Here is a 13,582-nt window from a genome sequence, read left to right as displayed (position 1 = left end):
TAATATCACTCCCAAACTGTCGCACAAAAAAACCACCGTCCTTAATGTTCGGTGGTTTTTCATTGTCTAAAAGAAATAGTTTAATTGAAAGTATTAAGTAGTAAAGTGATTAACCTAACTTATGATGCTTTTTCACTGACGACTTTATGACACCCTTGACCACTAATTCGACTAAATCCGCCTGAGAGCTTTTCGACCTTTATTTGGGTTAAAATGCGATCTTTTAGCGCCTGAACATGGGATATCACCCCGATTAATTTACCTTCTTGCTGTAGATTGGTCAGCGTATCAAGCGCAATGTCTAAAGATTCCTCATCCAATGTACCAAAGCCTTCATCCAAAAATAGCGAATCCACACGTATATTTTGACTGGCCATCTGTGAAAGCCCTAATGCTAATGCTAGGCTAATGATAAAACCTTCGCCGCCTGAGAGGTTTTTAGCGCTACGAATTTCACCACCTTGATAGTTATCAATCACATTTAGCTCAAGTGGACTATTATCATCACGGGCCAGCAAATAGCGATCGCTCATTTTTTGCAGCTGCGTATTAGCGTGAGTGACCATGAGATCAAAGGTTAGCCCTTGAGCAAAAGTACGGAACTTTTTGCCATCAGATGAGCCAATCAATTTATGCAGTTGTTGCCAAACTTGCAGTTTATCCTTTTTTATAGTGATGGCATCAAGCTGCGCCTGTTGAGTGTTTTTCTTATCTTCATTGTCCTTTAGACGCTGACTGATTGCACCGATTGACTCAATTCGTTTATTAAATTCATCTTGGGCTTGTGATTGCTGTTGGACAAGTGTTTCTCTATCGTCTACTGTCAGCGGATTGGCTTGTTTATCTGCAAGTGTTTTTTGTGTTTCTTCTAATAAAGACTGCGCTTGCTTTAGCGCATAATCGATATGCTGTTGCTGCTGTCTAAATGCATTGCGTTCATCTATGGGCAGGCGTGCATTAGTGAAATCTATTTCATTAGCGAAATCAGAGGCGGCAAGCGCTGACTTAAAGGTATCTTCTTGGCTGCTAAGTGTAATCCTTACAGTAGTCATTTGCTCAGTCACCTGACGTTGCTTATCCAGCAATTGACTAAGTATGTGCTCAGCATTGTCTAACTGTCTTTGCGTAGAGGTCTGCGTGGTTTTAGCCTGATCTAACGCATCACGTAAACGCTTTTCTTCTGTTTCAGGATCTTTATTAGCAAAAACATACTTTCTATCTGTTTGTAATTTCTCAATCGCCTCAGTTCTTTCTGCCACGAGTTGAACCAGTTTACCAAGCTCATTTTTTTCTTTGTCGAGCTGAGACTGCTTAGTCTCGATTTGTGTTTCTAGACGACTGAGTGATGTTTTTAGGTTTTGTTGATCCTCTTTATAGTCGTTGAACTGTTTCTTGATTTGTAAAAAGGCACTGTGACATTGGCGCAGGGTGTTGATATGCGACTGATATTCCGTTTCACTTAGTATGGCTTGGCCTTCAATACTGGTTATCAACGGTTGTAATGATTGCAGTGAAGAACGTATCGCCATTTTTGCATCTGACTGATGTTTGTCAGCGGAATATTTATTTAACGGAGCTAATATATCGGTTTTGAGCACAGTCAATTCAGAAAAATTATCAGCAGATTTCTTGTCTAAGTTTTCTATAGCCCATGCTATTTTTTCACTATTGCTCTCAATCTCGTTAATAGTGCTGGTTAGCTCACGCTGCTCCTTGTCTAACGCTTCGATGTCATTACGCATCGTAGAGAGCGACTCGCTAAGCGTTTCATATTGAGTTAACGTATTTTTAAGAGATTCTCTACGCTTACCTAGCTCGATTTTGCTACTGTCTAATAATGACAGCGCATCTACATGCGTCTCAATCTGCATCAATGGTTTTAATGTTTCAGCAACAAATTGAGAATAGCCTTTATTTAGTACTGAACTGACCAACTGGTCGATATCTGTCTTTAACTTTTGTATTTGGTGATTTAGCAGGGTTTGTTGCTCTTCCGCTTGCGAGAACTGCTGCCTTACAGTTGCCTGAGTAATACGACGTTTAGATAAAGTATCTTCTAAGTTGGATATAGTCGTATCCAGCTCTGCTATTTGCCGCTGAGTTTGCGTTGCTTCCGTTTCTTGTATCAAATGTGGGTGGTCTGCACTATAAGGATGCTCTAGCGATCCACAAAGCGGGCAGGGATGACCATCTTTTAGGTCAGCGATATAGTCTTCTAACTTGGCGACTTTTTGTAGTAAATGCAGCTGGGCTTGTTTGTCTTGACGCTTTTCTTTGGCAGCGCTGATAGCCGATTCATTATCAGCGATTAAGCCTGCCAACTTTGTGAGGTCGTTACTCATTACTGGCAAGGTCGCAACTATTTTCTCTACTTGTACGCTAAGCTCATCTTGCTGTTTTGCCTTAACGCTCACTTGGTCAAGTTGACGGTTGATATCATCAATCTGCTCTTGCTCATCTCGCATATCAGCCAATGACTGCACTTGGGTTAATGCTGCTTGCTCTTGTTGTAAAGCGGCTAATTTATCCTGTATAGACAACATGGTGGTGTCTTTTGTCTTTTTCTGTTGATTTAAGACGTCAAGATTGGCGCGATACTGGTGGATCTGTTGCTGCTGGCTTGTTTTATCATCTGATAGGGCGGTATTCTCTTGCAATAGGGCTTTTAGTCGGCCGCAATGACTCTTAAAATTCGCTATATCACTATCGATAGTGTTTAATTCATGGGCGTCATTAAGATAGCTTTCGACACTTGCGAGCTGGGTTTTATTTTGTGCAGCCTGTTGTTTATGGTTGTCTATCTCTTTATTTAGATGTTGAGTGCTGCCCGTTAGAGTTTGCTGTCTTTGCTCAATATCTTTTAGGACATGCTTATTCTGCGTAATGTCTATATCTAGTCTACGCGCCAGCGCAATATTGGGTAGAGCCGTTTGCAAAGTTTCATGGGTAGCTTGCGCATGAGTTTTTGCTGTCTCTAGATGTATGGTTGCTTGCTCTAGATCATTTTGTTTTTGCGGTAGGATGCTGCTGATTTGCTGCTGTTCTTCGTGTAAATGTTTTAGATTATCTCGACTATGGACAAGTTGGCTGAATTGACTATCAATCTCCAATGCCTTATTAGCAGCGGTTAAGCGTTTGGCATAAGGGATAAAGTCTTGCTGAGCCTGCTGAGCCTGATCTAGATCATTTTGATAAGTATTCAGTTTTTCTTTTAATTCTGTGACGCTATCTAGCCACTTTATTTTTTCGGCCAAATCTTGAATGGTCTGCTGCTGTTCACTTTGGGCACTTTGATACGACTGTAAATCGGCTTTTAACTGATTTTCTTCAACGGTATCTAAAAGCATCAAGCCATCTAAACCGTATTGTAGCTTGCTGAGAATTTCTTCTTCGGTACGTTTCTTATCATGAACCTGTGTTGAGATAGTCGCGTAAATATCAGTGCCCGTAATTTTTTCTAAAATATCTGCGCGTTCATCAGCCTTTGCCTTTAGAAACGCTGAAAAACTGCCCTGAGCCAGCAATATAGAGCGAGTAAATTGCTGAAAATCCATCCGAGTCAGTTCAATTATCTTGTTTTTGGTATGCTTTAAGGTGCTCTCTAACAGCTCATCCTCTTTCGACGAGTCATTGACGTTTATCTTAGCGATTTCATGAGTCGCATCTTGCAGATTGCCATCTGCTTTATTGTAAGCACGGCGCTGTCCCCAGCGGCAGCGATATTGCTCGCCATTTAAGTCAATCACTACTTCAGCGAAACACTCTGCCGTCTGCCGCGTCATCACCTCATTACTGCTCTTACTGATACTATTAATCCTTGGCGTCTCACCATATAGCGCTAAGCAAATAGCATCCAATATGGTGGTCTTGCCAGCACCTGTTTGCCCAGTGATAGCAAAGATACCTTCATTGGTAAAGGCAGTATCAGCAAAATCAATATGCCATTCGCCTTTTAGGGAGTTGAGGTTTTTTAGTCTGAGTTCGATTAGGCGCATGGATAAGTCTTAATATTAGTAATAGCCGCAACTGCGAAAAATTGAGAGAGATAAGGAAGTGTGGTCATGATATGTCACTTATATCATTCTGCCTGTTTGTCTTCATGACGTAAGTTATAAAGTATCTGACCATAGGCATCGCGCAATGAGTCTTTTTGAGAATCAGCCACATCATTTATCGTCAAGCAGCGCTCAAACACTTCCATCTCATTTAAGTCCTGCAAGTTCTCAGATATTTGCTGCTGATTGAGGACTTTATTATAAGTACGAGTGTTTTTTATCTTAAGCACTTCACATGGCAACCCTTCTACCATTGCTTGCACTTGCTCACGCAAATCACTGACGATTTCGTTACCTGTATAGACAATCTCTAGCCAAATAGAGTAAATAGAGTCCGATTGTGTAAGCGCTTGAATGGTTTGTTCAATTGTGGTTAGGTCACCAGATATTTGCGCCAATTGTTGGAACTTTGGAATGGGTAGGGATACTACTTGCATCTGATTAGCGTCATCGCGATGTAGTATTTTATTGCTATTCACGGCGTCAGTAGAAGTTTCTCGAATGCTTTTATATTGCTCAGGCTGAATAGGAGTATTTTCTACGACAGTAGATTTTTTAACTTCCTCATCTTCTAATGGCTCATCAAAGCCAAACAAGTCATCCATGAAAGGCAGTTCCTGACTAGACACTTTTTTAGCGGTTTTTTCTGCTAATTTATCTACTGATTTTTTCACTTGGGCGACTTCAATGTCAGCAGCTGTACGGATAGCATGAGGAGTAATACTATCAGGTGCGACGTTTAACCCTAAAATGTCGTTATCAAAATGCTCTGCGGCACCAAACTGTACCAGCAATACTTGCTTTTGCTGTTTGGCCTCTCCGAAACCCATCGCGATGGGTGAGCCTGAATAGCGAATACTCTCACGACCGCCAACGCGCTGCGGTACGTGCAAATGCCCAAGAGCGACATAATCAAAGCCATCATTGAACATATCGGCAGATATTTTACCTAGTGATCCGACATATAGCTCGCGTACACCATCATCCTCGGTTGTTTTGCCACCAGACGCGAATAGGTGTCCTGTCGCGATGATAGGAATATATCGCTGATGCGTTTTGATTAAGTTGGCTTGCTTAGCCTTCGCAATATCTGCAACATTGTCATAATGCTCGCAAATACCAGCGATAACATTGGCGTCTTTGCTATCTGCGGACTCGCCAGCGCTACTGCTACGCACATCCCGATCGCGCAGATAAGGCACAGCGGCGATAATGCAATGAGGATTGTTGTCGTCATCACCCAAGACTAATACTTCATCATTCAAATCATCACAAGCCGTGCCAATCACATGAACGTTTAAGAACTTAAGCATCTGACTGGGTGCATCTAAAAATGTTGGTGAGTCGTGATTCCCTGCGACAATAACCACATGCTGACAACACGATCGTGAGACCTTACCCAAAAATTCATAATATAGCGATTGGGCTTTATTGCTTGGGGTCATGGTGTCGAAGATATCACCCGCAACAATCAATATATCTACTTTTTGTGCGCTGATGGTGTCTTGTAACCAATGCAGGAATGACTCAAATTCTTCGTAACGAAGACGCCCATATAGGCGTCGCCCCAAGTGCCAGTCTGAGGTATGCAGTATGGTCAAAGGTCTAACAGAGATATATTTAGAAGCAATAGATAGGGGCATAGTTTGGCTTATCATTAAACGTCAGAACATTAATTAGGTAGCTTCCATTCTAGCAAGAATCGTTGAGATTTTCTCTGTTGCCAAAAGAAAACCCTACCAATAGATAATTGACAGGGTCGCTTTGCGGTACAGGTAATAATAAAACACAGAAGATTAATCGATGATGAGCTGCTCTAGATCGTCCCCTAAATTTGTCGCAAGATTTGCAATCATCGATAGCGCATGAGCTTGTTGATCTATGGGCTGTTTGATTGCTTCACCTCTTGAGCCTTCACGCAACCAATTTTTAGCTATATCATCGCTGTTTTGACTGTGCTGCTGATTTTGTAAATTATACCAAGCCAAATCATGATGCAAGCTGACCACGTCGCCCATAATTAGGAGGGCAGGCGTTGGCAATTGTGCTTGTTCTTGTTTGGCAACAATCGTTGCAAGCGTACCTGTCAATACCTGCTGATTGGGCATACTCGCATTAGAGACGATAGCAATCGGCGTTTTGCTACTACGACCAGCGTCAACCAAGCCTTCAGTCAAACGTGCCAGCGAGTGCAGACCCATGTAAAATACGACTGTCTCATCAGTATTTAAAAAGTTCTCAAAATTACTGTTGGGTGCACCAGCCTTCAAAAATCCTGTCACAAAACGTACGGACTGTGAGTGGTCACGGTGAGTTAAGGGTATGCCAGCATAGCTAGCAGCGGCATTGGCAGCGGTGATCCCTGGTACGACCTGATACGGCACACCATGAGCGCGCAGGCTTTCAATTTCTTCACCGCCACGACCAAAGATAAATGGATCGCCACCTTTTAAGCGCACCACACGGCGACCTTGTTTGGCATGATTGACGAGCAGCTCATTGATGCCTAATTGCGCAACTGTATGATTGCTGCGTTTTTTACCGACGAATACTTTGTCAGCATCACGGCGGCATAAGTCTAAGACCTGCGGTGAGACTAAAGCATCATAAAACACCACGTCCGCTTGTTGCATTAGACGCAGTGCTTTAAAGGTTAAAAGTTCTGGATCACCAGGGCCTGCGCCCACAATGTAGACTTCACCAACGGCTGGTAAGCTTTTTTCTGACTCATCCGGTGCGACGTTCTTGATGGCATCTGACTCTCTAACCGAGTCTGTATCGTCGCTTTTCTTACTGATAGCAGCGGCAGTACTATCCAAATCAGCTTGCAGTTGTGCAGTCGCTTCAGTTTCATTACCGGCGAACATTAGCTGACTGACTTGGCCTTCAAATGCGCGCTCCCAAAACTGACGACGGCCAGTAAGCGTTGGTATCTTGGCTTTTACCTCACTGCGGAATTCACCTGCCAGCTTGGCTAATTTTCCATAGCCTTGCGGGATTAATGTCTCAAGGCGTGCCCGTAATAGACGTGCCAATACTGGCGCTTTACCATTTGATGAGATACCAATCACAATGGGATTGCGATCGATAATGGCTGGAAAGATAAAGTCACATAAATGCGGGGTATCGACCACATTGACTGGAATGTTTAGCTCAGTCGCATCTGCATGAATTTGGTGGTTCAGCGTCTCATCGTCAGTCGCGGCAATGATTACCCGTGCGCCTGACATATAGGTTTTATTATAGTTCTCATAGATAAATTCATGTTTGCTGTCAGTGAGTAAGGCTTGTAGCTCGTGGCTGATATCGGGTGCAAGTATAGTGATACAGGCGCCTGCACGGCTGAGCAAGTCCGCTTTACGCAGTGCCACTTCGCCGCCGCCCACGATAAGCACTTTACGGTCTTCTAATTTAAAAAATAGCGGGAAGGTGTTCATAATGTCACCATATATTTAATTGTTTATTATAAAAGGTAGAAAAGATATAAGGAATGTCGCCATTATGAGGTATCACAGGCACACTCTCACCTAGTGAATTGGCATTAGTATATTCGTTTTTGTCATGTTAATGATGGTTTTTTGTGAGAAAGGGAATAGATTTTATGAGATATGATAGGCGTACTAGAGGTTTAGAAGGGCATAATTTTATATTTTTTAATTCAGAACAATTATGAAGGCATCATAATGAGTCAAAACAATACGTTTAATAGACTAAAAAAATCAAGTACTGTCTTTTTCGGACTTATTTTAGGGTTGCTAGTTAGTTCAGATGTACTAGCAGAATGCGCGTTGGCTGAAGGTTATAAGTTACCAAATGGGGTTGTATTTGATGAACACTGTGAGTTTGATGGTGAACTCGCGCCCGTAATAAAAGGTAGTAAGTATGGATTCATCGATAAGCAAGGTGTGATAAAAATACCAACACAGTATGACTTTCCAATTGCTTTTGTAGAAGGTCTAGCAAGTGTTCATAAGGACAACTTATCCGGATACATTAATATGCAGGGTGAAGTTGTTATACCTCTCAAATACAGCCTTACTTATCCATTTGAAGATGGTTTAGCTGTGGTTGTGGTAGATAATAGAAGAGGAGTCATTGATAAACAGGGACAGATAATTATTCCGATAATGTACGATGATTTAATGGGTTTTAATGAGGGTTTATCTGCAGTTGAGAACGAAGGGAAGTATGGATACATTGATATTAATAATAAGTTAGTTATTCCTTATGAATATGATTCTACTATTTCCTTTACAGAAGGCCTAGCAGCAGTTGAAAAAAATGAAAAGTTCGGATTTATAGATAGGCTAAATAATATCGTGATACCCATTGAATATTATAGTGTGACTTGGTTTTCAGGTGGTTTAGCCGTCGTTAATAATGATGATAAGTTTATGATCATTAATAGGTCGAATCAAGTAGTCAAAGAGCTAGACTATGCAATGGTCTTCCCCTTCATTAACGGATTAGCACTTGTCTATGATAACGGTAAGCATGGATTTATTGACAAAAATGGTGATGTAGCAATTGAATTAGACTATGATGACATTCCATTTATTGATCCTTTTAAAGATGGTACCGCCTATGTCAAAAAAGATGGTGAATGGTTCTACATTAATAGACAAGGTAAACGTGTAGAAAAAAAGTTTTAAGTCCAATGAAAAACTGAAAAAAGCCCTTTCTTAAATAAAAGAAAGGGCTTTTCAAATTCATAAACAGCTGAAATTACAGCTGAGTATGCAAGCCACACTCACGGCTTTCTTCTACTTTCGTTGGATCAAAGTAGTCATGCTCGTTTGGCAAGTTGTGCTCATCTAAGTACACGTCTAGATCAGCATCTGTTTTTTCAAACAATGGCGCTACCTTTAGTACGCCGTCTTTTGATAAGCTAAGTACATCAAGACCTTGGCGGAACTCAGTTTGGTCTTTACGAATAGCATTGAACCACACATCTGGTTTTAGCTCAGCAAGGGCGCGGCGGAATGGCTCAAGTTTCACTTGTTCAGTGAACTCGCCATGTTGCGGGTTGTCAATGCCTGGGATGCCATTCATGGTGGCGTCACGATGGGCAGCGGTTTGTTTTGGAATATACGTCACGACGTTGAGATCAAGATCACGAATCAATTTGTTGGCAAACTGATAGGTCGCATCGGTGTTATAGCCTGAATCTACCCACAATACCGTGATGTCAGGGCGCTGCTTGGCAACCAAATGCAAGATCGCTGACTCATAAGGACGGAAGTTGGTGGTGATGATTGGGTTTTTGGCTTGCGTCAATGCCCACTCAACGATTTGCTCAGGTGATTTACCTTGCAAATCTTGGTTTGCTTGGTCGATATCTAGGTTTGGGTGTAATTGGCTCATGATACGTTCCTTAATTGTTGTTAATATAAAAGGGTTGATTAAAAATATTGTGTATTACTATAAAAATTGTGGTCAATGCGACAGTTATGCGACTGAAGGCTCTGACGGTTGTGCAAACATCGGTAAATCTGAAGCGCTTCGACCGTCATAGCTGCTGGCAAGGGCAGTAAAGGCTTGCTCAATGCCAAACTTAGAATCGGCTTCTAGGTCATGCTCGCTCAATACAAAGCTATCAATCCCAGTGCGTAGCATATAAGCAATTTGATCGCGGCCAAACGCGCCAGCCACTCGAATCTCGCCTGTATAACCGATTTGGCGCAGCGTACGTGCAAAGCTAAAGTGACGACCATCAGCGAACTTAGGCACATCAATCACGATAAGCGCGTGCGTTGATAAGAACTCACTAAGTCCTTCTAGGGCATCAGCGTCAGTATCGGCAGTAACCCACAATCCAAGTCGGCTACTGTGCTGTACGATCAACTCATAGACTTCTTTGATCAGACCACCAGCTTGTGCGCCTGTCGTATCTAACAGATCAACAAGTGGCACGATGACGTCCGGCTTCTCTTGTTTTTGAAGTAGCTCAAGCAACGTAATGTTAGTCGATACGATGCTCTCTGGTAGTGCATCAGTAATGAGTACATGCCATGTATCTTGACTGCCAATATCGACGCCATGACTGTCCAAAATATGGTGATTAGCCATAGACCTTCTCCTTAAATGGATCAATACCAACGCGCTCAACCAATTGACCAAAGCTCTCTACATCGTTATCAGTGCTGGCACGTAATTCCACATAGACATCAACGATCTGCTGTATGGTGTTAGCAACCTCGAGAGCAGGCACAGATTTGCCTAAGATTTTACCAAGTTTGGCGTCGTCGCTAGAGTTGCCGCCAAGACTAATCTGATACCAATGTTCGCCTTTTTTATCGACACCCAAGATACCAATATCGCCTGTATGATGGTGCGCACAAGCATTGATACAGCCAGACATGTTTAGGCGAATCTCACCCAAATCGTATAGATAGTCTAGGTCATCGAACTGTTTTTCGATTTGCTCAGCGATGTTGTGCGTCGTTGCATTGGCAAGCGAGCAATAATCCCAACCTGGGCAGACAATCATATCCGTTAGGGTATTGATGTTTGCGCGCGCTAAATGCAATTCTGATAGCTGCTGCCATAACTCATAAAGCTTATTGGTCTCCACATCAGCGAATACTAGGTTCTGCTGATAAGTACCACGTAGCTCACCAAAGCTGTATTTGTCAGACAGGTCAGCCAGAGCATCCATTTGTGATTCACTGACATCACCGGATGGTACATATTTGCCATCGACCAAGCCTGCCTTAAGAGAAATAACCACGGCACGATAGCCAGCTATTTTGTGCGCTACGGTGTTTTGGTTATACCAATTGGCAAAATCTTTATCAGCGCTCAGTTGCTGTTGTAGCTCAGACTGTACTTGTAGTGCGTCAAATGAGACATAGTCAGGCTCACTAAAGAAGCTGCTCGCTGTGGCAAAGTTCTCATCAGTCAAAGTAAGTCGGCCATCTTTGGTATGGGCTTCCCACTCGGCATTGACCAATTTAGCAAAGGCTGGACCGCCCATGCTTTCGACCAAGATTTTGATACGTGATCTGTATTTGCTGCCTTTGTCACGGCGACCATGCAAGTTATAGACACGCAAGATGGCGTCTAAATAACTCAGCAAATGCTGACGTGGCAAGAATTTATTGATGACTTTACCAAGGACAGGAATACGTCCTAGACCACCGCCAACCAATACTTCAAAACCAATCTCACCTTCATCATTGGTTTTTACGTGTAGACCGACATCATGTACTTGGGTTGCCGCGCGGTCATCATTAGTACCGATCACAGCAATCTTAAATTTACGCGGCAAAAAAGCAAACTCAGGGTGGAAGGTTGACCACTGACGGATAATCTCACAGTAAGGACGTGGGTCAGCGATTTCTTCTTTATGGATACCAGCATATGGATCGGTGGTGGTATTACGAATACAGTTGCCTGAGGTTTGGATGGCATGCATCTGTACTGATGCCAACTCTGCCAAAATATCTGGCACATCTTCTAGCTTTGGCCAGTTCAGCTGAATATTGGTACGGGTCGTGAAGTGTCCATAGCCTTTATCATACTTGCGAGTAATTTCGGCCAATTTGCGTAACTGGTAGCTGGCAAGCAATCCGTAAGGAATGGCGATACGCAACATCGGCGCATAACGCTGGATGTACAGGCCGTTTTGCAACCGTAATGGCAAAAACTGCTCTTCTGGCAGCTCACCTGCCAAAAACCGCTCGGTTTGGTCGCGAAATTGGGCAACTCGTTCCTCTACCAAAGTCTGGTCAGCGTAATTATATTGATACATGACGTAATCTCAGTTTTGTTTTTAATCTTAAAATCAGCGACGAAAATGATTTGCGTGTGTAATAGGTTTTATTGCCGTTCGCAATGTAAATAATTCAGCTATACATCATATAAGCTTGTACCCAGAAACATAAATTCCTTTCAGACATATCCATATCCAAACACAGCATAAATTTTCATAACGAAAGTTAGGTAGCCTATGCTTATCAAATTTAACGCCTGATCGTTCGCGCTTTTTCGCGCTTTATTCTCATTATCATCTATTCGTGGCTGGCTTATCAGCTGCTTACTTTGTTGATTGTTTTCATCGACCATTCTTTCTAATAAGAGGTTTTAATAACTATATGTCTCAAACTCAAAGCCCAACCCAATCAAAACTTGTTCCTCCACATGGCAGTGCCGAGCTAAAGCCACTCCTGTTAGAAGGCGATGCACGTGATCAAGCATTAGAGCTTGCTAGCACATTGCCTACCATCACTCTAAGCTCACGTGAGCGCGGTGATTTAATCATGTTCGGTATCGGCGGTTTCACTCCGTTAAATGGCTTTATGAATCAAGCCAACTGGCAAGGTGTGGTTGATACCATGCGTTTGCAAAGCGGTGAAAACGCTGGCTTGTTTTGGCCAATTCCTATCACTTTGTCTGCGCCAAAAGAAACTGCGGATAGTTTGAGCCAAGGTGACAAAGTAGCATTGGTCGCTCAAGATGGTGAAGTCATGGGTATCTTGACGGTAGAAGAGACTTATACCATCGATAAAGAGCACGAGTGTCAGCAAGTATTTACGACCACGGATTCAGAGCATCCAGGCGTACAACAAGTATTGAACCAAGAAGCAGTCAATATTGCCGGTAGTGTTGAAGTACTTAGCGAAGGTGAGTTCCCAACGTTATATCCAGAAATCTACAAAACGCCAGCAGAAACGCGCGCAATTTTGGATGCTAAAGGCTGGAAAACAGTGGCGGCATTCCAAACGCGTAATCCAATGCACCGCTCACATGAGTATCTGGCTAAAATTGCAATTGAAATCTGTGATGGTGTATTGATTCATTCATTATTAGGCGCATTGAAACCTGGCGACATCCCAGCAGAAGTCCGTCAAGAAGCCATCAAAACGCTAATTGATAACTACTTTAGACAAGATACTGTTATTCAAGCAGGTTATCCGTTAGATATGCGCTATGCTGGTCCACGTGAAGCGTTATTACATGCGCTATTCCGTCAAAACTACGGCTGTAGCCATCTGATTGTTGGTCGTGATCATGCGGGTGTCGGCGATTACTACGGTGCATTTGATGCGCAAACGATTTTTGAGCACGTTGGTAAAGATGACCTTATCACCCAACCGCTCAAAATTGGCTGGACGTTCTGGTGTAATGCTTGTAATGCGATGGCCTCTGATAAGACTTGCCCGCATGACGCCTCTGAGCACGTTAAAGTGTCAGGTACTAAGCTGCGTAAAGCACTATCGGAAGATGAAGATGTACCAGAAAACTTTAGCCGTCCAGAAGTACTACAGATTTTGCGTGACTACTATGCCGGCATCGCAAAAGAAGAGCGTGCTGAAGTTAAATTAACGGGTGCATCTGCGGTATAAAGGCAGATCGTCAGTATAAAAAACTTGTACTGAATCAGTCGTAAAAAAGGTGTCGAGACCATCCCGAATTCTGTGTAACTGCCGTTTAGATTAAATGCTTGCTGATACGGTCATCAAACATAATCATAAAACGATTCAGAGCAGACGTCCAGTTACGGATTGGCATCGACCACTTTTTGG

8 protein-coding genes are annotated in these 13,582 nt (G+C 42.7%); 2 read left to right on the top strand and 6 right to left on the bottom strand.

Annotated elements, in window-relative coordinates; translation table 11 throughout:
* Positions 1 to 119: 119 nt before the first annotated feature.
* From JMX63_RS11610 to cysG, 3 genes are all read right to left on the bottom strand, one after another.
* The gene (locus tag JMX63_RS11610; protein ID WP_201572511.1) at positions 120 to 3,995 is read right to left on the bottom strand and encodes an AAA family ATPase; all 3,876 of its coding nucleotides are present in this window, start codon (positions 3,993 to 3,995) and stop codon (positions 120 to 122) included.
* Positions 3,996 to 4,078: 83 nt separating this feature from the next.
* The gene (locus tag JMX63_RS11605) at positions 4,079 to 5,698 is read right to left on the bottom strand and encodes an exonuclease SbcCD subunit D C-terminal domain-containing protein (RefSeq protein WP_201572509.1); all 1,620 of its coding nucleotides are present in this window, start codon (positions 5,696 to 5,698) and stop codon (positions 4,079 to 4,081) included.
* Between the two features lie 153 nt (positions 5,699 to 5,851).
* Complete coding sequence (cysG, locus tag JMX63_RS11600; RefSeq protein WP_201572507.1) at positions 5,852 to 7,492, bottom strand: siroheme synthase CysG; 1,641 nt, start codon at positions 7,490 to 7,492, stop codon at positions 5,852 to 5,854.
* 246 nt (positions 7,493 to 7,738) lie between these two features.
* On the opposite strand from cysG, the gene JMX63_RS11595 reads away from it, so the two are divergent.
* The gene (locus JMX63_RS11595) at positions 7,739 to 8,707 is read left to right on the top strand and encodes a WG repeat-containing protein (RefSeq protein ID WP_102093561.1); all 969 of its coding nucleotides are present in this window, start codon (positions 7,739 to 7,741) and stop codon (positions 8,705 to 8,707) included.
* A gap of 73 nt (positions 8,708 to 8,780) precedes the next feature.
* On the opposite strand, the gene JMX63_RS11590 is transcribed toward JMX63_RS11595, so the two are convergent.
* The 3 genes from JMX63_RS11590 to JMX63_RS11580 form a co-directional block, all read right to left on the bottom strand.
* Positions 8,781 to 9,419, bottom strand: coding sequence for a phosphoadenosine phosphosulfate reductase domain-containing protein (locus JMX63_RS11590; protein WP_101205909.1), 639 nt, complete (start codon positions 9,417 to 9,419; stop codon positions 8,781 to 8,783).
* Positions 9,420 to 9,503: 84 nt separating this feature from the next.
* A complete protein-coding gene (locus tag JMX63_RS11585) occupies positions 9,504 to 10,124 on the bottom strand; it encodes a DUF934 domain-containing protein (RefSeq protein WP_201572505.1) in 621 nt (206 codons plus the stop codon).
* Entirely contained in the window at positions 10,117 to 11,808 is a 1,692-nt protein-coding gene (locus JMX63_RS11580; RefSeq protein ID WP_201572503.1) for a nitrite/sulfite reductase, read from the bottom strand. The genes JMX63_RS11585 and JMX63_RS11580 overlap by 8 nt, the downstream gene beginning before the upstream one ends.
* A 343-nt stretch (positions 11,809 to 12,151) precedes the next feature.
* On the opposite strand from JMX63_RS11580, the gene sat reads away from it, so the two are divergent.
* Positions 12,152 to 13,402 carry a sulfate adenylyltransferase gene (sat, locus tag JMX63_RS11575; RefSeq protein ID WP_201572501.1) on the top strand — a complete coding sequence of 417 codons (1,251 nt, stop codon included), beginning with the start codon at positions 12,152 to 12,154 and terminating at the stop codon, positions 13,400 to 13,402.
* Positions 13,403 to 13,582 lie beyond the last annotated feature (180 nt).

The sequence above is a fragment of the Psychrobacter nivimaris genome (assembly GCF_904846365.1).
Classification (GTDB): Bacteria; Pseudomonadota; Gammaproteobacteria; order Pseudomonadales; family Moraxellaceae; genus Psychrobacter; species Psychrobacter nivimaris_B.
This window is presented reverse-complemented; position numbering and strand designations above follow the sequence as displayed.

Coding starts and splice junctions, on each gene's coding strand:
- JMX63_RS11595 (WP_102093561.1), top strand. CDS start 7,739: ATGAGTCAAAACAATACGTTTAATAGACTAAAAAAATCAAGTACTGTC.
- JMX63_RS11605 (WP_201572509.1), bottom strand. CDS start 5,698: ATGCCCCTATCTATTGCTTCTAAATATATCTCTGTTAGACCTTTGACC.
- cysG (WP_201572507.1), bottom strand. CDS start 7,492: ATGAACACCTTCCCGCTATTTTTTAAATTAGAAGACCGTAAAGTGCTT.
- JMX63_RS11585 (WP_201572505.1), bottom strand. CDS start 10,124: ATGGCTAATCACCATATTTTGGACAGTCATGGCGTCGATATTGGCAGT.
- JMX63_RS11580 (WP_201572503.1), bottom strand. CDS start 11,808: ATGTATCAATATAATTACGCTGACCAGACTTTGGTAGAGGAACGAGTT.
- JMX63_RS11610 (WP_201572511.1), bottom strand. CDS start 3,995: ATGCGCCTAATCGAACTCAGACTAAAAAACCTCAACTCCCTAAAAGGC.
- JMX63_RS11590 (WP_101205909.1), bottom strand. CDS start 9,419: ATGAGCCAATTACACCCAAACCTAGATATCGACCAAGCAAACCAAGAT.
- sat (WP_201572501.1), top strand. CDS start 12,152: ATGTCTCAAACTCAAAGCCCAACCCAATCAAAACTTGTTCCTCCACAT.